Below are 18,652 nucleotides of genomic sequence, written 5' to 3' on the forward strand. Positions count from 1 at the left end.
TCCTCCTTGGGTATGCGCTAATACTTTGTCCACCCCAATGGGATAAACAGATTTTTAAAGGTTTCAATGGCAAAGCCGTCTGTCATGCCTGATATGTAATCACAGATAGCACGGTCAATTCCGAACTGATAGGCGAGATTCATATAAAAGGCAGGCAGCTTTTCGATATGATGAACATAGTAGTCATAGAGCTTTGCTATCATGTCTTTAGCCTTGACTTCTTCTGATTTGCACTTTGGATTTGTGTACACAAAGTCAAACATAAATCTATGCAGTGCAGTGTAGGCGTCACTCACTTCGTCGTCCATATGCAGGCTTTCGGCTCCGCCCTTGATAAGCGAGGTCACAAGAGTGGTTATCCTCTCAGACTTGGATCCGCCAAGAACCTTTGTGATGTTTTTCGGAATATCCTCCTCGGTCATAATGCCTGCACGAACGGAATCGTCGATATCGTGATTTATATAGGCGATAACGTCTGCAAATCGCACAACATAGCCCTCTTTCGTGTCGGCTATCATGTTAGTGTGCTTTAATATTCCGTCACGGACTTCTTCTGTGAGGTCAAGACCCTTGCCGTCTTTTTCCAAAATATCCACTACACGCAGGCTTTGCTCATAGTGGTGAAAGCCGTCAGGGCTAAGCTCGTTGAGAGCCCTTTCTCCTGCATGACCAAAAGGCGTATGACCAAGGTCATGACCCAGTGCGATAGCTTCGGTGAGATCTTCGTTGAGCCGCAAAGCCCGTGAGATAGTCCGTGCGATCTGACTTACCTCAAGGGTATGAGTAAGTCGTGTTCTATAATGGTCGCCTGCAGGGGACAGATAGACTTGAGTTTTATGCTTCAGCCGTCTGAAAGAGTTGCAGTGAAGTATCCTGTCACGGTCACGCTGGAAACACGTCCTCAGCGGACAAGGTTCGCAAGGTTCTTTACGCCCTTTTGAATCCACAGACAAGCAGGCGTTTTCGTTCAGAAATTGTTTTTCAAACAACTCGGTTTGTTCTCTCGGCAGCACAAAAATTCCCCCTTACAGTATATAAAACATACTAACTCTACATAATATATACTATAATAGTTCAAAAAAGCCTTTATTTTTACATAAAGGCTGAATATTTTTGTATAGTCGTACAGATTTCATGCAAAATCGGCGAGAAGATTTGTTTCTTCTGACAATTCAAGCTTGCCGCAGGATATATCCGTAAGCTGTTTTTTCAGCTTGTCTGAAAATTCAGACTTCACAAGAAACGCAAGATCTACAGAATCGGCAAAGTCCTCTTTTTCCATAATCACGCCATATTCAGGCAGCGCATAGCTGACTTTGCCATAAAGTGTATAGTCGCAGGAAAAGGATATTCTTGAACACTCACACATTTTCATTTTTCTTGCAGCGTTCACCGCCATTGAACAACCCTGAGAATAGGCTCTTGTAAGACCGCTTGCCCCCAAAAGTATTCCACCAAAATATCGTGTCACCACCACACAAACGTCTGTAAGCCCAGATTTGTTTATTACATCAAGCACAGGCACTCCGCCTGTACCCTGTGGCTCGCCGTCGTCGCTGTATCGTGAAACGTTACCCTCTCTCAACACATAGGCATAGACGTTGTGCCTAGCCTTGCGGTTTTCGGCTTTTATCCTGTTTATAAATGCGACAGCCTCATCAGCGGTGCTGACAGGTGCGATATGCCCGATAAATTCGGACTTTTTCTCCGTAAAGCTCGCCTGAGCTTCCTCATAGATTGTTGTATATCCCATTTGGTTTCCTCATATAAAAGAAAAAAGGGAACGGAATTATCCGTTCCCTTTGAAAATTAGTCAAGATTAAATCTCTTCTTGAATCTGTCAACACGTCCGCCTGTATCTACGAGCTTCTGCTTGCCTGTGTAGAATGGGTGGCACTTAGAACAAATTTCAACCTTGATATCCTTCTTTGTAGAACGAGTATGGATAACATTACCGCAAGCGCAAGTAATTGTTGTTTCCTCATACTTTGGGTGAATTCCTTCTCTCATTTGACTTCCTCCTTCCAAACTAAAATTATGACTCATAGAAGCCCATCATTTCAGTTTAGACAGTAGTTCTATGTAGTATTTATCAATATGCTGAATAAATCAGCTTTATTATTATACCATTATATACGTCACTTGTCAAGCACTTAACACTTTTTTTACATTTATCCTGCTCGTTTCGACAAAACAAAAAGGCAACCCATCGGCTGCCCTTTGCTTGTGTAAAAATTTTGGAGAGGATGAAACGAGCTAAGAGTTTGATCTTAGTGTTTACATTCTTTTTCTTTCTCTGTTCTACATTACATATTATAGCCTTTAGAGGCTGTAACTTCAAGAACAGACAAGTTACATTTCACTACAATACTGTTACAAATTATTTCAATTTGTAACTTTAAAATAATCTTAAATTTTCCTCAAAGCAGGCTTGTTATTCGTGGTCAACTCCGTATGCTGCACGGTATTCCAGCATTTTGTCAAGATACTCTTTGCCCTCAACAACACCGTCCTGAATAGCCTTGATGATATCGTTGATGTTTACGATAGAGTATACCTTTACGCCAAAGTCTTTATAAGCCTGTTCAACAGCTGACAGGTCAGTATCCAGTGCCTTTTCCATTCTGTCAACTGTTATCACCATGCCTGTTACGTTTACGTCTGCGGCACTTTTGAGCTTTGGCATTGACTCTCTGAGAGCCTTTCCTGATGTCATAACATCGTCGATGATTATTACCTTTTCTCCGTCTGCAAGCTTCTTTCCAACGAACATTCCGCCCTCGCCGTGATCCTTAGCTTCCTTTCTGTCAAAGCAGTAAGAAACGTCAATGCCATACTTTGTTGCAAGTGCGATAACGGCTGAAACAGCAAGAGGGATACCCTTATATGCAGGTCCGAAAAGTGTTTCAACAGGTATTTTGTTGTCAGCTATGCAATCAGCGTAAAAGCCGCCCAGCTTTGCAAGCTGTTCGCCTGTTTTATAGTTTCCGCAGTTGATGAAATACGGAGCTTTTCTGCCACTTTTAAGAGTGAAGTCGCCAAATGTGAGAACTCCGCTGTCTACCATAAATTTTATAAATTCTTCCTTGTAGGTCATATTGAACTTCCTTTCAATTATGTTACTTTGATTATACCACATTTTTCACGGCTTTGCAAGGCTTTTTTGTCTGCCGAACATAAGTCCGTGAGAGCCTGTGGCAAGGCAGAAAACGCCGTGTTCTCGCATATCTCCGCATATTGAGTGTATAACACCGTATTGCTGTCTATCGGTATTTATACGTGCGAAACTTTCGCCCAGATCATCAGAAATATAAAAGCCGTATTCACCACTGATATTTCCTGTGACATACATTGCAGGAGTTTCCTCAAGCCCTTTTCCAAAGCCTATGCAGTTTATCCTGTCCTTAGGGAGAATGTCACTTATCCACACGCTGTCACTCTTTATCTCGAAGCGGTAAAGTCCCTTTATGCCGTTTGCAAGCCAGAATACTCCGCTTTTATCTGGCTGTCTTGAAAGCTGATAGTGAGCGTATCGTGGACACTTTATGTCCGTTTTTATGGACACTTCTCTGAAAGTTGCACCTTTGTCACGGCTGATGTAAAGCCCCAGATTTCCTCGTTCTGCTATGGCGAAGAAAAGATCGCTGTTGTAATAGTCCGAGAAAATTTTTACGTTGTGTTCATCTGCTGAGTTTCCACTACTGTCCGTAAAAATGGACTTTTGCCATGTTTTGCCCTCATCGTCGGTATAGCAGACAGCCTTGTTAGAAAAGCCTCTGCCGCCTGCAACAGCCCACATTATGCGTTTGCCGTCGGCAGATATCGCTGTCCAACCTGAGTCTACATTAGGCTTTTCGATGTTGTCAAGTTTTTTGTCTATAAACTCAGAAAGCCCACGGGGCATGGGAAGTCTTTCCCATGTTGAACCGCAATCTTTGGATAAGATCAGACCACCTTTTGTTTTGCCTGTCCAGTTGCCACGGGGAGTTGCGACGATGTATTCGGGGTCGCTGAGGGTGAGATCAGCATTAAGGCAGGTGATGTAGCGGTCGCCATTTTCGTTTGCAAAGGAATTTTCGCACTCACTGTCATAATCTTCAAAGGCAAAGCCACCAAGGTCGCCAATGATATCTATAATGCGATTCCTGCCATGGGGAGTGGTGTATACATTAAGGTGAACAGTTTCCTCTATGCCCTCGCAGAATGGTTTGACAAGCACATCTCCGCTTGCAAGACCTGTTATCATGAACAGACCTGTTCCTGTGTTGAACAAGGCTGTGTCGCTGTCAAAAGGTGAAAACTTTATGTCGCTTATCCAGTGGACACAGTTTCCGCCGCCGTTGTATGAAGGCTTCATGTATGGGATATTCCAATCGAATCGGCTATATTCAAGCCTATTCATTATTATCTTCCAGCTTTCACCGCTGTCGGTGCTTGTATAGATCATATCTCCGCCATTTTTTCGGCAGACAGTTGATAGCAAGAGCATTTTGCCGTTGGAACATATTCCGCTGTAGCCGCATGGGATATGGTCCTCGGGGGTTATGTCTTTGTCAAAAACAGTCACTCCATTTTCGATGCGGTATCTGTATACCTTGCCGCCTGAAAGCGAGCCTGTGTCGCAAGCATAAGCACCCATGCCACCGTAGAATACTTCTCCGCTTGAAGCAAAAGTGATGTATATATATCTGCTGTCGCTGGTGATACGCTGTGGCACGAAGCCATAATAGGAGGAGTTTTCGTATTTCACAGGATCGGGGGCGGTGAGGGGAACGAAGCTTTTCAAGCCGTCTGTGGAGCAATACAGAGTGTGACCTCTTGTTACACCGTCAGGGGAGTTTGCTTCACCTGAACAGCCTGCTATAAAAAGTTTGCCCTCACTGTTTGTCCATATAAGCGAGATGTTTTTCTCACCAAACAGGTCTATGTTTTGCCAGCTTTCGCCCATATCCTCAGAATAGATAATTCCTGCGGTCTGCGAGCCGAAATACAGCCTGCCGTTTTTGTAAATAAGTCTGTCGCCTGTGGCTCTGCCAACTTCGTTTCCGTGAACGCTGCATGGCAGTGTCTTTTGAATTATATTTTCTCCCTTGTCATCAGATATGCAGATATAATTTGAGCGTTTATCTCCGCAGGTGAAAAACAGCTTATTTGGGTCGTTTTCGTCAAGGGCTATTGCAAGGGGATAGGTCTGTGCAGGGTCGTCTGCGGTAACTTTGTCTGCCAGATACGCCCAAGTTTGTTTATCAAAGTCATAGCGGTAGATACCACCGATGTCGGTGCGTATATAAAGCGTTTTGCTGTCGGTGGGGTGGAAAGTGATACCTGTCACAAAGCCGCCTCCGCCTATTTTCAGATTGCCATATTCGTATTTGACAGGTGAAAGAAGTTTCATATATTTCTCCGTTACCATTCGATAGTAGAAACGTCAACAGGGTCTTTGTTTATCTCAACTTTGTCTACCTTGCTGTTTTTGACGGTTATAACTCTGTCAGCCATTGGTGCGATAGCGGAGTTGTGGGTGATGACTATAACTGTCACACCGTCATTTCGGCAGGTATCCTGCAAAAGTCTGAGGATATTTTTACCTGTGTTGTAATCAAGAGCGCCCGTTGGTTCGTCGCAAAGAAGAAGCTTAGGATTTTTCGCCAATGCTCGTGCGATAGAAACACGCTGCTGCTCGCCGCCTGAAAGCTGGGAGGGGAAGTTGTTCATTCTGTCCTCGAGTCCCACTTTTTTCAGCACTTCTTCAGGCTTTGAGGCATGTGCGCATATCTGTGTGGCAAGCTCTACATTTTCCTTAGCAGTAAGATTATTCACAAGGTTATAGAATTGAAAAACAAAGCCTATGTCATATCTGCGGTATGTTGTGAGCTGCTTTTTATTAAAAGTGGCAATGTCCTTGCCGTCAACAAGGATCTTGCCCTCGTCGCAGGTATCCATGCCGCCGAGCATATTAAGTATAGTAGTTTTTCCTGCACCGCTTGCGCCTACTATAACAGCAAATTCGCCTTTTTCTATCTCAAATGAAACACCGTCTGCGGCATTTATGGTTATCTCGCCCATTTTGTATCTTTTATAAACGTTCTCGAATTTTACAAAGCTCATAGTCTGCACCCCCATATTGTCTTTACGTTATTGTATCACAATAATATGAACATTTCAAGGGCTTTTGCTACTTGAAATGGTGGAAGTGATATGTTATAATTGTATCTGAAATAGGCGTGAGCCTCACATTTTGACAAGGAGAGATATAAATGGAATTTCAGAAGCTTATTGAAAGCAGAAGAAGCATAAGAAAATATGACGGCAGTAAAAAGGTAACAAAAGAGCAGATAGAAACGCTCATATCTGCCGCAACAGAAGCACCATCGTGGAAAAACTCTGAAACTGCAAGGTATTACTGCGTTCTCAGTGATGAGATGACAAAGAGGGTAAGAGAGGAGTGCTTGCCCGGATTTAACAGAGAAAGGTCCGAAAATGCAGCGCTTCTTGTAACGACTTTTGTACATACAAGAGCAGGTTTTGACAAAGAGGGTGATCCTGATAATGAAGTCGGCAATGGCTGGGGTTTTTACGATCTTGGTCTGCACAATGAGATACTTCTTCTCAAAGCGGCTGAGCTTGGCTTAGGCTCGCTTGTAATGGGCATCAGGGACGGAGAAAAGCTTCGTGAGGTGCTTGAAATACCTGAAAGCGAGATCGTAGTATCGGTTATAGCCGTTGGTTATCCTGCAGAAGCCCCTGCCAGACCTAAAAGGAGAGCTGTTGAGGACATCGCAAAGTTCTTTTAATATGGTCGTTATGCGTTTTTAGCTTGTATTTGTGATATTGACCTTCCTGCGCTTTAGTTTGGCCGTCAGACCTTTCTTACAGCATTGGGAGGTCTTTTTGTGCATAAAAATAAGGCGTTAGAACAAAATCTAACGCCTTACTGATATTCTTTTGAACACGAAGTCTTATCGTTGTCCACATTACAAGACTTGTGAAGTGGTTTAAAACCTTACTTCATAGCCTCTTCAACTGCAACTGCGCAAGCAACTGTAGCACCAACCATTGGGTTGTTACCCATACCGATAAGACCCATCATCTCAACGTGTGCAGGAACTGAAGAAGAACCAGCAAACTGAGCGTCGCTGTGCATTCTTCCCATTGTATCTGTCATACCATAAGAAGCAGGACCAGCAGCCATGTTATCTGGGTGCAGAGTTCTACCTGTTCCTCCGCCTGAAGCTACTGAGAAGTATTTCTTGCCCTTCTCAAGTCTTTCCTTCTTGTATGTACCTGCAACTGGATGCTGGAATCTTGTTGGGTTTGTTGAGTTACCTGTGATAGAAACGTCTACGTTCTCTTTCCACATGATAGCAACGCCCTCGGTAACATCGTTAGCACCGTAGCAGTTTACCTTAGCTCTCAGACCGTCAGAGTATGCCTTGCGGAATACTTCCTTAACTTCGCCTGTGTAGTAATCCATTTCTGTTTCAACATATGTGAAGCCGTTGATTCTAGCGATGATCTGTGCAGCGTCCTTGCCAAGACCGTTAAGAATAACTCTCAGAGGCTTTGTTCTAACCTTGTTAGCCTTCTCAGCGATACCGATAGCACCCTCAGCGGCAGCGAATGATTCGTGACCTGCGAGGAATGCGAAGCACTCTGTATCCTCTTCAAGAAGCATCTTGCCGAGGTTACCGTGACCAAGACCAACCTTTCTCTGGTCAGCTACAGAGCCAGGGATACAGAAAGCCTGAAGTCCCTCGCCGATAGCAGCAGCAGCGTCAGCAGCTCTTGTGCAGCCCTTCTTGATAGCGATAGCGCAGCCTACTGTGTAAGCCCACTTAGCGTTCTCAAAGCAGATAGGCTGAATGCCCTCAACGAGCTTATAAATGTCAAGACCCTTAGCCTTGCATACGTCAGCACACTCTTCGATAGTGTTGATACCGTACTGATTGATAACAGCAAGGATCTGCTTTTCTCTTCTCTCATATGATTCAAATAAAGCCATTGTAACAAATCCTCCTTATTCTTTTCTTGGGTCAACGATCTTAACAGCGTCAGCTACTCTGCCGTACTGACCCTGTGCTTTCTCAAAAGCAGTGTTAGCATCGTCGCCAGCCTTGATGAAGTCCATCATCTTGCCGAAGTTTACAAACTTGTAGCCGATGATCTCGTCATCTTCGTTAAGTGCAAGACCTGTAACATAGCCGTCTGTCATTTCAAGGTATCTAGGACCCTTTGCAAGTGTACCATACATAGTACCTACCTGTGAACGAAGTCCCTTACCAAGGTCCTCAAGACCAGCGCCTACTACAAGACCGCCCTCAGAGAATGCACTCTGTGAACGACCGTAAACGATCTGGAGGAAAAGCTCTCTCATAGCTGTGTTGATAGCGTCGCAAACGAGGTCTGTGTTAAGAGCCTCGAGAACTGTTCTGCCTGGAAGGATCTCTGATGCCATAGCAGCAGAGTGTGTCATACCTGAGCAGCCGATAGTTTCAACGAGACATTCCTGGATAACGCCCTCTTTTACATTAAGTGTCAGCTTGCAGCAGCCCTGCTGTGGAGCACACCAGCCGATACCGTGTGTAAAGCCTGAGATATCCTTGATTTCCTTAGCTTTTACCCACTTTGCTTCTTCTGGAATTGGAGCTGCACCGTGAGCAACGCCCTGAGCGATAGGGCACATTGTTTCAACTTCGTGAGAATAAACCATTATTTACATAACTCCTCTCAAATGATTTTGGTGTAAATGTTGTATATTACATACACTCATATTATAACGCATATTTCGCCATTTTGCAATAGTATTTTATGATTTTTAATATTTTTTTCTCATTCTGTGGTAATTATAACGCTGCTGAGAGGTGCGAGTCTGAGTGGCAGCTTATAGTTTGTGGTATAAAGACCGCTGTTTATGCAGTTTGATCCACTATAAATATCACGGTCAGAGTTGAGAAGCTCTTTGTAGGCTCCGTTTTGCTCGACCTTCAGGCTATAGTTCTGATAGCTTCCGGAAAAATTGAACACCATATAAAGCGTCTTGCCGGAAGGGTCGCTTCTGCGGTAGGCATAAATGCACTGATTTTTGTTGTCTGCGTCTATCCAGCGGAAAGATGTGGAATTATAGTCGGACTTATACAGTGCAGGCTGTTCAAGATAAAGCTTGTGGAGTGCTTTCACATACTCGTGTAATGAATCATGTATAGGATATGTGAGCAAATTCCAGCCCAGTTCTTTTTCATCACGCCATTCAAGATATTCGCCAAGCTCGTTGCCCATGAAATTGAGTTTCTTGCCGGGGTGAGTGAACTGGAAAGTATACAGTGCTCTTATGGTAGCAAACTGCTCCTGCTGACTGCCGAACACCTTATCCACCATGGTTTTCTTGCCGTGAACTACCTCGTCGTGGGAGTAAGGAAGAATGAAAAGGTCATTATAGAAATAACTCATTGAGAAAGTCATTTTATTGTGATGATTTCTGCGTTCAAAAGGCGGAGTCTTTATATAATTGATGGTATCGTTCATGAAGCCCAGATCCCATTTATAGTCAAAACCAAGACCGCCGAACTCAACAGGGGCAGTTACCTTTGTGTAGTTTGTGGAATCTTCTGCGAAAAGCATAACGTCAGGGTGCATTTTCTGAATGGCGTAATTAGTGTTCTTCAAGAACCATATACCGCTGTCGTTCACAGCGTCATCAGTGTGGCCGTGACGATAGATAAGGTTTGCAACTGCGTCATATCTCAATCCGTCAACATGATATTTTTCTATCCAGAAATTAACTGAAGATTTTACAAAGCTAAGCACATGAGGCTTTGTGTAGTCAAACAGGGCAGTACCCCACTCGGAGTATCTGTCATACTCGTTGTCGCTTTCAAAGAGGAAGCTTCCGTCATATATGTGCAGGGCATAGAAATCACGGACAAAATGTACGGGTACAAAGTCCAGAATAATGCCGATATTTTCCGCATGACAAGCGTCTATGAACTTCATAAGCCCTCTAGGGTCGCCGTAACGGCTGGTTGCGGAGAAATATCCCGACACCTGATAGCCCCATGAGCCGTCATAAGGATATTCCGTCAGTGGCAGAAGCTCGATATGGGTATAGCCCATTTCCTTTACATAAGGTATGAGCAGGTCTATCATTTCTTCATAGGTGTAAAAGCGGTCGGTTTCTTCTTTTCCCTCTTTTATGCGCCACGAGCCGAAATGTACCTCATATATGTTCATTGGCTTTTCATAGCATTTGTCACGCTTTGAGAGCCATTCTTGGTCATTCCAGCTATAGCTGTTGATATCATACACCACAGACGCATTTTTCGGTCTTACCTCGCTGTACACCGCAAAAGGGTCTGAGCGGTAGTGCTTTTCAAGAGTAGGCGTTGTGATAACATACTGATAAATGTCACCCTCTTTTGCAGGGCGTTCAACGCTCCATACCCCACGTTCATCACATTCCATAGGGATAATATCTCCATTCAGGCAAAGCTCTACCTTCCTTGCATGGGGCGCATAGGTGGAAAATCTTATGCCGTTCTCTATTTTTACTGCCCCCAGGGCTTCATACGCTCTACAGCTTTGACCATTTATAAATTCTGTGATGATATTGTTTTTCATGCCGTTTCCCCCTGTGAAAAATATGATAATGATAAAATATTTATAAAAAGTTATTGAAATTTCATAAATTTATGATATAATGAAAGTTAGCGCGAATTGTCTGCTTTTTTGACATTAATTCAGCTTAGTCTGATTTTTTCTCAAAAAAGACCTTTTGTCGTTATGAATCTGAAAGGAATGTAGTTAAATGTCAAGCTCTGCGATAACCAAAAGTGCTTTGTGTGATTCACTGAAAAAACTCTGCGAGCAAAAACCCTTTGATAAAATATCCATATCCGATATAACAGGTGAGTGCGGTCTTAACCGCCAGTCTTTTTATTACCATTTTCAGGATAAATATGAGCTTTTGAGCTATATCTATCTTCACGAGCTTTTCGCTGACATCACCAAAGGCGTAAACTACGACAACTGGTATGAGCGTCTTGAAGGATTTCTTGTAAATATGCTCAAAGACAAGCGCTTTTACTCAAACACGCTAAAAAGCAACGAAAAGATATTTGAGCATTATCTTTTCAGAAGTATGCACAAGCTGTTCATCAGATTTTTCTATCACGCTGTTGCTATAACCAGAAAGCGTTCCGATAAGGCGAAGTTCTTTGCCGATTTTTATTCTCATGGCTATTGCGGAATAATAATAGATTGGGCAACGGGCGGAATGAGAGAAACTCCACATGACGTAATGCTGAAAATGCGTGAGCTTGCATACGAAAATGTTACCATTGGTGAGGGATTCAGACAGAACCTTTGACAAAAGTCACACAATCACTCTGTTATTTTATCATATTTTATGTAATAAGTGAATAGACAAACCTAAACATACGACAAAAAAAGCGACAGATCTGGATTTCTGTCGCTTTTATTTTTTTCCTACTTTGAAGCTTTTGTTTTTCTTCTGTCAATAATAACGCATGCTATGAATATCAGCAATCCTGCCCCTGAGAGAACTATGCCCTTGTGGAGCAACGGTGCGGTAAAGGTTATCTTTATGCTGTGGCTGCCTTTTGGTATCTTGAAGCCAAGGAATGCAGTGTCGGTCTTTTCACACTGCACTTCTTTGCCGTCGATCTCGGCGGTGAAACCGTCGGTATACGGAATGGAGATGGTGAAATAGCCGTCATTTTTAACGTCTATAGTGCCGTTTATCACATCTCCGTGAGAGGTCTTCTTGTCTATCATGAACGGGTCAACGTCACGCACAAGGCTGTCTTTGTCGATGACATAACAGCGAACGTTGGTTATCTCATACTTGCCGTCAGAGAAATTCACTTTAACGCTGTCTGCACTATAGTCCTGACCTGTGGTTATGACATATTCAAAACGTCTGTTATTATTGTAATACTTCCAATCAGGTGCAGTGAGCTTGTTTTTATTGCCGTTTATGGACACCCAAGCGTCCTTTCTGCCACCCTTTATATCGTTGTTCACATTGAAAGATACAAACATTATCTCATTGTTCGTGAGCATTTCGGGAAGCGTTATCTCCTGAGTGAAAGGCTTTTTAGCGTCAATGGTGTATTTTCCCCATTCACGCTTTATCTGGCCGCACTCTGTAAAGTTGATGGAGCGTACCTTTTTGATATCAGATGAAAATGACTTTTCCGTCTTATCCTCAACTATTATATTATTGAAAAGAGCTTCCACTGAGTAAGGATAATTCAGGGAATTATATTCTTTTCTGCCGATAAGAGCATTGGTAGCATATCCGAAAGGCAGAACGTCATTGTTTTCATAAAGTGAAAGGCTTCCGCTCTCTTTTATCTTCTTGTAGCCTGACACTGCCTTTACCGGGTCGTCAGTGATAAGATATCTGTTTGAAAAATACATATCAGCAATAAGGCTTCGTGTCTGAGTGGTCAGGGAAGTGTTGCGGTATGAATTTTCGTTGTATATCTCGCTGTAATAAAATTTGTTGTAATCTTTATTGTGCAGTGAGGAATATATTGACATGGTGTAATAATCTGCATTATATATCATGTTCACTGTGTTCACTTCGTCAACGCAGTTTGAAGTCCTCGATATCTCCTCTTGCGAGCCGACATAATCTGCAAGTGTATTCATATCACTGCTGTTATCATATTCAAGCTCACTTAAAGGCACGAGCTTGTCTGCAAAGTTTGCATATACTGTGGATACCACTAGGCAAAGGGACATTCCTATATTAAGTATGAACTCTTTTTTGCAGCGTCTGTATACAAACAGGCTCGACATAAGTACAACAAAGTCAAGGATAATATAAAACTCCACTTTTTTGGTGGTCTTGAACCAGAAAACTCCTGCCAATGCAACTAAAAGGGTTATCACTGCAAGTGGTTTAAGCTTTAGCTTTCCTCTTATTATATCAAAATAGGTGTGTCCGAAAAGGAGCATACCAAGAGGAAGGAAAGGTATAAGAACTTTCGGGTCAACATACAGTGTGCCGTTTAACATATAGACTATTATAGGGCAGGTGGCTATTACCATCATAACGATCCCGAGAAATCTTCTATAGCGTTGTTTTGAGAACACCGCCGATATTATGCTAAGCACTGTGAAAAGGCAAAGTCCCATTGAGTAGTGATAATAGAGCAGGAATTTCAAGTTTACACCTGGTATGAACGACTTGAGATCAACATGGCTGTTGCCTGCCTCTCTGCCGGAGAGCATACAGTGCAGTGTCGGCAGGATAAGTACGCACGCCATTATCACTGCCAGGATAAGCCTGAAAGCGAATGCTGTTCCGTCTTTGCAGAACTTCTTGAAAGTTGGCTTTTCATTTATTTTCAGCCAGCGATAAACGCCATACACTGCCATTGCCGCAAGACCCGACACTGCAAAGAAATAGCTTGTCATGAGCATCAAAAATGCCCAAAGCGTCACCATGTATTTTCTCTTGCCCTCAAAATAATCCTCGATAGCCATAAAACCTAAAAGCAGGAACGGCATATAATTCACGAACATTATGTGCCTGTGACTGTGGAAGATAAGGGGTGCTGAAAAGAGAAACACAAAGCTCAGTGCAAACGCTGTGTTGTCTGTGAATTTCTGACGCATCCATATATAGAATATCCACAGGCTTGCTATAATGCCTATTATGGATACTATCTGTATATAGGTGGACATTTTCACAAAGGGCAGAAGATAAGAAAAAAGTATTAAAGGCGAATAAAGCCCATAATATGACAGATTATAGATGTTCTCACCACAACCTATGTTCGGGGCGAAGGAGGGAAAAAAGTCACCTGTTTTGTAAAAGAGCTTTCTGAAATAATCAGGGATAGCATAGTGCTGTCCGCCCCAATCAAGCTCAGAGCCATAGGCGTATTTAAACCTTGTGAGCGCAAGGACAAACAGAAGATATATCCCCGTAAGCACACAAAGATGTATTATATTTTTCTTACTGAGCTTCATTCACAGCCACTCCCAGCGCAGTTGCAGTTTGTTTTTTCATTTCAGGGTGTTCGCTGTAGCGTTTATACAGCGTCCAATCCTCATAATAAGCCATATGCCACAGCTTGTTTACAGTTTTCTTTTGAGAGGTATACATATCCGCAAGCTTTTTCTTGAACTCGTATCTCTCTTTTGATATCTTTGGCAAAGTGTTGCCCACCACTTTCAGACGGCTAGCCTTGTAATACTTGCCAAAGCAGTAAAGGTCGCACTGGATATCGTTCTTATCGTATATCTCAGTGACGTAATTATGCACGTTTACATGGTGGATATGACCATATTCGCCTTTTTGATTATGCACAGCTATAAGCTTCCAATCCTTGCAGGTCATTATCTTTTCAAGGTCAGATTCGATACCGTCCTTAACAAGCGCCCAATCGTCACGCTTACCCCTGACTTTATCAGGATATTCAAGCATTATACACTCGTTGCCCGAGGCAGTCACCACGTCCTTGAACTCCTGAGAACGCACCTTATTTCTTCCGTTTGTTACACACACAACAAGATAGCCTTTATCATAAAGATGTCCTCCGCCCCAAAGCACTTCGTCATCAGGGTGAGCCACTATCATAAGCTTATCAGCCTTTGATGACGAAGCAAGCTGTAACTGTATGGCGGATATAGGCGTAACGTCGTAAGCCTGATTGATCGTATCTCTTATATGCCTTTTGTAGCCTAAAAACCACAGTGTGCCTATAAAAATGACTATTGCCAGAATTATTGCTGTTTCCTTTATATGCCGTCTTGTAAATCTGAGCATAAAAATGCCCGCACCCTTGCAGGATCCCTTCTGCGAGATACGGGCGTTCACCTCTTTCTTTATTACTTGTTGTTCACATAGTCTATAAATCTTTCAAATGCAGCTTTTCCGTCTTTGTTTCTCTTATAAACGCCTGCATGTTCAAGCACCTTTGCGAACACGATGCCTATTTCTTTCTGCAAGACCTCATGAACGTTCTCGGCTGTTATATTGTTTTTCTTTGATATCTCCTCAGCCCAGTCAGCGTGCTTTTCTATCAGCTTGTCACGGCGTACACCCGCTGTTTCCTCTGTGACCAGAACCTGAGCAAGCTTCTCCATTTCGCCTTTAAGTCTTGACGGAAGCACTGCAAGACCCATTACTTCGATAAGACCGATATTTTCTTTCTTTATATGATGAAGCTCCTGATGGGGGTGATAAACGCCAAGAGGATATTCCTCGGTTGTGATGTTGTTTCTAAGCACAAGGTCAAGCTCATATCTGCCGTTTCTCATTCTTGCGATAGGGGTGATAGTGTTGTGCGGCTCGCCTTCAGTTTCAGCGTAAATGAACGCTTCTTCGTCGGTGTAGCCTCTCCAAGCTTTGAGTATCTTGTCAGCAAGGTCAACGAGAGCGTTTTTGTCCTCGCTGTTTATCCTGATAACGGACATAGGCCATTTAACGATACCTGCGTCAACGTTCTCAAAGCCCTTGAAAACTATCTTTTCTTCAACAGGGGCTTTCGCCATTGCAAAAGTATAATGACCGCCCTGAAAATGTTCGTGCGAAAGGATAGATCCGCCAACGATAGGCAGGTCAGCGTTTGAACCTATGAAGTAGTGCGGAAACTGTCTAACAAAGTCAAAAAGCTTCTCAAATGCCGAACGGTCTATTACCATAGGAGTATGCTTCTTATTGAAAAGGATACAATGTTCGTTGTAATAAACATATGGGGAATACTGAAGTCCCCAGTCTGTGCCGTTTATTTTAAGGGATATAACACGGTGGTTCTGTCTTGCAGGGGAGTTCACTCGTCCTGCATATCCCACGTTCTCATAGCACAGCAGGCACTTAGGATATCCCGACTGCTTTGCAAGCTTTGCCGCTGCAATGGCTTTCGGGTCTTTTTCAGGCTTGGAAAGATTGATAGTTATATCAAGGTCGCCGTACTCTGTTGGAGCTATCCAGCGCATATCTTTCTTAACTCTGTATCTTCTTATGTAGTCCGTGTCCTGCGAAAGCTTGTAGAAATAGTCAGTTGCGACCTTTGCAGACTGGTGGTTGTAAAGTCCCCAGAACTTTGTGTCTACCTCTGACGGTCTTGGAGTAAGAAGCCCCATGAGTTTTGTGTCGAAAAGATCTCTGTATACAATAGAATTTTCTGTAAGGCCCTTTTCCACAGCGTAATCGAGAAGCTCTTTGAGAGTGCTTTCAAGATCAACGTCAGAAAACTCCTCCGCTGGTTCGTCATATTCCTCAAGGTCAAGGGCTTCAAGAAGCCTGTTTGTAGTATAAACTCTGTCGCTCTCCTCAATAAGTCCGCTTTCCAGACCATATGTTACAAGCTTTTTAATGCTTTCAAATATCATGTTATAGATCCCCTTTTGTACAAAAGTATGAGTGGTAACCCCCTCAGCCAGCATCTATTATTATAGACCATTGCTTATTCTTTGTCAACCGACAGACAGGCTAATTAAGATACTTTTAAGCATTTGAAAAGCGTAATAAGAATATTTTAAGATTATTTTGCAGGGGACGCCAGCCCCTACATTTAACGTCAGGGAAAACGATTTAGCACCGAATATTAACAAATTGTTAAATCGGCAATTGTCCTATTGACAAAAGCGGGAAGTATGAGTATAATAAAAACAATATGATAAAGGCGTTGACAGGAACAAAAGCAAAGTTCTGACATTACAGAGAGCCGTCGGTGGGTGCAAGTCGGTATGCGGAATTTGTGATAACTCGTCCCCGAGCCTGAACGGTGAAATCTTATTAGCCGCTCACGGGTTCTCCCGTTATAGAGATACGCATTGATAGATGCGGCTGAGATATGCGGTGTGAGCCGTATATGAATGAGAGTGGTAACACGGCGAAGCTCGTCTCTCCTTTTCGGTAGGAGTGGCGATTTTTTTATGCCCTTTTCCACATCACTATCAAAATAATTATCGGCTTTATATTTATAAGGAGGATCTGACATGAAAAACGTAGAAAAGTATGAGAGAGGCTATTATATGCCTCCTGTAAAGTGCATGAAGTGGGCTGAAAAAGAGTATGTTGACCACGCTCCTGCATGGTGTTCTGTTGACCTGAGAGATGGAAATCAGGCTCTTATCATTCCTATGAGCCTTGAAGAAAAGCTGGAGTTTTTCACAAAGCTCGTTGAGATAGGCTTCAAGGAGATAGAGATAGGTTTCCCTGCCGCCTCTGAAACAGAGTATGAGTTCTGCCGCACACTTATTGAGAAGAACATGATACCTGATGATGTTACTATTCAGGTGCTCACACAGTCAAGAGAGCATATCATAAAGAAAACATTTGAAGCTATCGACGGTGCAAAGAACGCTGTTGTCCACCTTTATAACTCAACATCTGTTGCACAGAGAGAGCAGGTTTTCCGAAAGTCTAAGGAAGAGATAATAAAGATAGCTACAGACGGTGCAAAGCTCTGTAACGAGTATAAGAAGCACGCAAAGGGCAATATCGTATTCGAGTATTCTCCTGAGAGCTTCACAGGCACAGAGCCTGAGTTTGCAAGAGATATCTGCAACGCTGTTATCGACATCTGGCAGCCTACACCTGATAACAAGGTCATCATCAACCTGCCTGTAACAGTTGAAATGTCAATGCCTCATGTTTATGCTCAGCAGGTAGAGTATATGTGCGACACTCTTCACAACAGAGAGAACGTTATAGTTTCACTTCACCCACATAATGACAGAGGCTGTGCAGTGGCAGACTGCGAAATGGGTCTGCTTGCAGGTGCTGACAGAATAGAGGGTACTTGTTTCGGCAATGGTGAGAGAACAGGCAATGCCGATATCGTTACTATCGCACTTAATATGTACACTCACGGAGTTGACCCTAAGCTGGACTTCTCAGATATGCCTGCACTGGTAGAGCTTTATGAGAGAGTTACAAGAATGAAGGTTTATGACAGAAGCCCATATTCAGGCGCACTTGTATTCGCTGCATTCTCAGGCTCACATCAGGACGCTATCGCAAAGGGCATGAACTGGAGAAAAGAAAAGAGCTGTGACAAGTGGACTGTTCCTTATCTGCCTATCGACCCACATGATGTTGGAAGAGAGTATGACGGTGACGTTATCAGAATAAACTCGCAATCAGGCAAGGGAGGAATTGGCTTTATCCTCCAAAATCAGTTCGGCTATGATCTTCCAAAGAAGATGAGAGAGGACTTTGGCTACAAGGTAAAGGCTGTTTCAGACCACAAGCACAAGGAGCTTATGCCTGATGAGGTCTACAAGATATTCAAGGACGAGTACCTCAACAAGTGCGCACCTGTTGACATTCCTGAAGCACACTATGTTCAGAAGCAGAACGGCACTATCTGCGCCGCTATCACAGCTTCAGTAAACGGTGTAACAGACGATCATACAGCAGAGGGCAACGGACGTCTTGACGCTGTGGCAAATGCTATCAAGCAGGCTTTGAACTTTGATTTTACCGTGGAAACATACACAGAACACGCTCTTGAAAGAAAGTCAACATCTGAGGCTGTTTCGTATGTTGGAATTTCCTGCGGTGATAAGATGTATTGGGGCGTCGGCAGACACTCAGATATCATCGTATCTTCTATCAAGGGTCTTGTTTCAGCTATCAACAACGCTTTTGCAGATAAGAAGTAATGAA

The 18,652-nt window shown here is 43.1% G+C and carries 15 protein-coding genes and 1 other annotated feature; of the genes, 3 read left to right on the forward strand and 12 right to left on the reverse strand.

The window, feature by feature from the left end:
* Positions 1-17 precede the first annotated feature (17 nt).
* The 6 genes from RBI_RS11190 to RBI_RS11215 all read right to left on the reverse strand — a co-directional run bounded on the left by RBI_RS11190 (position 18) and on the right by RBI_RS11215 (position 6,108).
* Positions 18-1,013, reverse strand: a complete 996-nt coding sequence (locus tag RBI_RS11190) for a deoxyguanosinetriphosphate triphosphohydrolase (protein WP_041337239.1) — start codon at positions 1,011-1,013, stop codon at positions 18-20.
* Between the two features lie 119 nt (positions 1,014-1,132).
* Positions 1,133-1,753 carry a YigZ family protein gene (locus tag RBI_RS11195; protein ID WP_041337241.1) on the reverse strand — a complete coding sequence of 207 codons (621 nt, stop codon included), beginning with the start codon at positions 1,751-1,753 and terminating at the stop codon, positions 1,133-1,135.
* Positions 1,754-1,809: 56 nt separating this feature from the next.
* Complete coding sequence (rpmE, locus tag RBI_RS11200; protein WP_022288282.1) at positions 1,810-2,010, reverse strand: 50S ribosomal protein L31; 201 nt, start codon at positions 2,008-2,010, stop codon at positions 1,810-1,812.
* A 424-nt stretch (positions 2,011-2,434) separates the two neighbouring features.
* Positions 2,435-3,097 (reverse strand): orotate phosphoribosyltransferase, encoded by a 663-nt coding sequence (pyrE, locus tag RBI_RS11205; protein WP_041337243.1) that lies wholly within the window; start codon positions 3,095-3,097, stop codon positions 2,435-2,437.
* A gap of 45 nt (positions 3,098-3,142) precedes the next feature.
* Entirely contained in the window at positions 3,143-5,395 is a 2,253-nt protein-coding gene (locus RBI_RS11210) for a sialidase family protein (RefSeq protein WP_041337245.1), read from the reverse strand.
* An 11-nt stretch (positions 5,396-5,406) separates the two neighbouring features.
* Positions 5,407-6,108: an ABC transporter ATP-binding protein gene (locus tag RBI_RS11215; RefSeq protein WP_178086268.1), complete on the reverse strand. Its 702-nt coding sequence runs from the start codon at positions 6,106-6,108 to the stop codon at positions 5,407-5,409.
* A gap of 149 nt (positions 6,109-6,257) precedes the next feature.
* Between RBI_RS11215 and RBI_RS11220 the strand changes: the two genes are divergently transcribed.
* Positions 6,258-6,794 carry a nitroreductase family protein gene (locus tag RBI_RS11220; protein ID WP_041337247.1) on the forward strand — a complete coding sequence of 179 codons (537 nt, stop codon included), beginning with the start codon at positions 6,258-6,260 and terminating at the stop codon, positions 6,792-6,794.
* 209 nt (positions 6,795-7,003) lie between these two features.
* Here RBI_RS11220 and RBI_RS11225 read toward each other — a convergent pair whose 3' ends face one another.
* The 3 genes from RBI_RS11225 to glgB all read right to left on the reverse strand — a co-directional run bounded on the left by RBI_RS11225 (position 7,004) and on the right by glgB (position 10,614).
* Positions 7,004-8,002 (reverse strand): GGGtGRT protein, encoded by a 999-nt coding sequence (locus RBI_RS11225; RefSeq protein ID WP_022288287.1) that lies wholly within the window; start codon positions 8,000-8,002, stop codon positions 7,004-7,006.
* A 15-nt stretch (positions 8,003-8,017) separates the two neighbouring features.
* Positions 8,018-8,710: an iron-sulfur cluster assembly scaffold protein gene (locus RBI_RS11230; RefSeq protein WP_022288288.1), complete on the reverse strand. Its 693-nt coding sequence runs from the start codon at positions 8,708-8,710 to the stop codon at positions 8,018-8,020.
* A gap of 119 nt (positions 8,711-8,829) precedes the next feature.
* On the reverse strand, positions 8,830-10,614 hold the full coding sequence (glgB, locus tag RBI_RS11235; RefSeq protein ID WP_041337248.1) for a 1,4-alpha-glucan branching protein GlgB: 1,785 nt from the start codon (positions 10,612-10,614) through the stop codon (positions 8,830-8,832).
* Positions 10,615-10,801: 187 nt separating this feature from the next.
* On the opposite strand from glgB, the gene RBI_RS11240 reads away from it, so the two are divergent.
* On the forward strand, positions 10,802-11,362 hold the full coding sequence (locus tag RBI_RS11240) for a TetR/AcrR family transcriptional regulator C-terminal domain-containing protein (protein ID WP_022288290.1): 561 nt from the start codon (positions 10,802-10,804) through the stop codon (positions 11,360-11,362).
* 119 nt (positions 11,363-11,481) lie between these two features.
* On the opposite strand, the gene RBI_RS11245 is transcribed toward RBI_RS11240, so the two are convergent.
* The 3 genes from RBI_RS11245 to galT all read right to left on the reverse strand — a co-directional run bounded on the left by RBI_RS11245 (position 11,482) and on the right by galT (position 16,368).
* A complete protein-coding gene (locus tag RBI_RS11245) occupies positions 11,482-14,001 on the reverse strand; it encodes a YfhO family protein (RefSeq protein WP_041337249.1) in 2,520 nt (839 codons plus the stop codon).
* Entirely contained in the window at positions 13,988-14,800 is an 813-nt protein-coding gene (locus tag RBI_RS14275; protein ID WP_148303614.1) for a PIG-L family deacetylase, read from the reverse strand. The genes RBI_RS11245 and RBI_RS14275 overlap by 14 nt, the downstream gene beginning before the upstream one ends.
* Before the next feature lie 62 nt (positions 14,801-14,862).
* Complete coding sequence (galT, locus tag RBI_RS11255; protein WP_041337250.1) at positions 14,863-16,368, reverse strand: UDP-glucose--hexose-1-phosphate uridylyltransferase; 1,506 nt, start codon at positions 16,366-16,368, stop codon at positions 14,863-14,865.
* 287 nt (positions 16,369-16,655) lie between these two features.
* Positions 16,656-16,889 (forward strand) — a binding site (T-box leader).
* Positions 16,890-16,977: 88 nt separating this feature from the next.
* On the opposite strand from galT, the gene RBI_RS11260 reads away from it, so the two are divergent.
* On the forward strand, positions 16,978-18,648 hold the full coding sequence (locus RBI_RS11260) for a 2-isopropylmalate synthase (protein WP_041337251.1): 1,671 nt from the start codon (positions 16,978-16,980) through the stop codon (positions 18,646-18,648).
* The last annotated feature ends 4 nt before the right edge of the window (positions 18,649-18,652 follow it).

Origin of the sequence: Ruminococcus bicirculans (ex Wegman et al. 2014), assembly GCF_000723465.1 — a bacterium.
GTDB classification, from domain to species: domain Bacteria; phylum Bacillota; class Clostridia; order Oscillospirales; family Ruminococcaceae; genus Hominimerdicola; species Hominimerdicola aceti.

Coding starts and splice junctions, on each gene's coding strand:
- RBI_RS11195 (WP_041337241.1), bottom strand. CDS start 1,753: ATGGGATATACAACAATCTATGAGGAAGCTCAGGCGAGCTTTACGGAG.
- rpmE (WP_022288282.1), bottom strand. CDS start 2,010: ATGAGAGAAGGAATTCACCCAAAGTATGAGGAAACAACAATTACTTGC.
- pyrE (WP_041337243.1), bottom strand. CDS start 3,097: ATGACCTACAAGGAAGAATTTATAAAATTTATGGTAGACAGCGGAGTT.
- RBI_RS11210 (WP_041337245.1), bottom strand. CDS start 5,395: ATGAAACTTCTTTCACCTGTCAAATACGAATATGGCAATCTGAAAATA.
- RBI_RS11215 (WP_178086268.1), bottom strand. CDS start 6,108: ATGAGCTTTGTAAAATTCGAGAACGTTTATAAAAGATACAAAATGGGC.
- RBI_RS11220 (WP_041337247.1), top strand. CDS start 6,258: ATGGAATTTCAGAAGCTTATTGAAAGCAGAAGAAGCATAAGAAAATAT.
- RBI_RS11225 (WP_022288287.1), bottom strand. CDS start 8,002: ATGGCTTTATTTGAATCATATGAGAGAAGAGAAAAGCAGATCCTTGCT.
- RBI_RS11230 (WP_022288288.1), bottom strand. CDS start 8,710: ATGGTTTATTCTCACGAAGTTGAAACAATGTGCCCTATCGCTCAGGGC.
- glgB (WP_041337248.1), bottom strand. CDS start 10,614: ATGAAAAACAATATCATCACAGAATTTATAAATGGTCAAAGCTGTAGA.
- RBI_RS11240 (WP_022288290.1), top strand. CDS start 10,802: ATGTCAAGCTCTGCGATAACCAAAAGTGCTTTGTGTGATTCACTGAAA.
- RBI_RS11245 (WP_041337249.1), bottom strand. CDS start 14,001: ATGAAGCTCAGTAAGAAAAATATAATACATCTTTGTGTGCTTACGGGG.
- RBI_RS14275 (WP_148303614.1), bottom strand. CDS start 14,800: ATGCTCAGATTTACAAGACGGCATATAAAGGAAACAGCAATAATTCTG.
- galT (WP_041337250.1), bottom strand. CDS start 16,368: ATGATATTTGAAAGCATTAAAAAGCTTGTAACATATGGTCTGGAAAGC.
- RBI_RS11260 (WP_041337251.1), top strand. CDS start 16,978: ATGAAAAACGTAGAAAAGTATGAGAGAGGCTATTATATGCCTCCTGTA.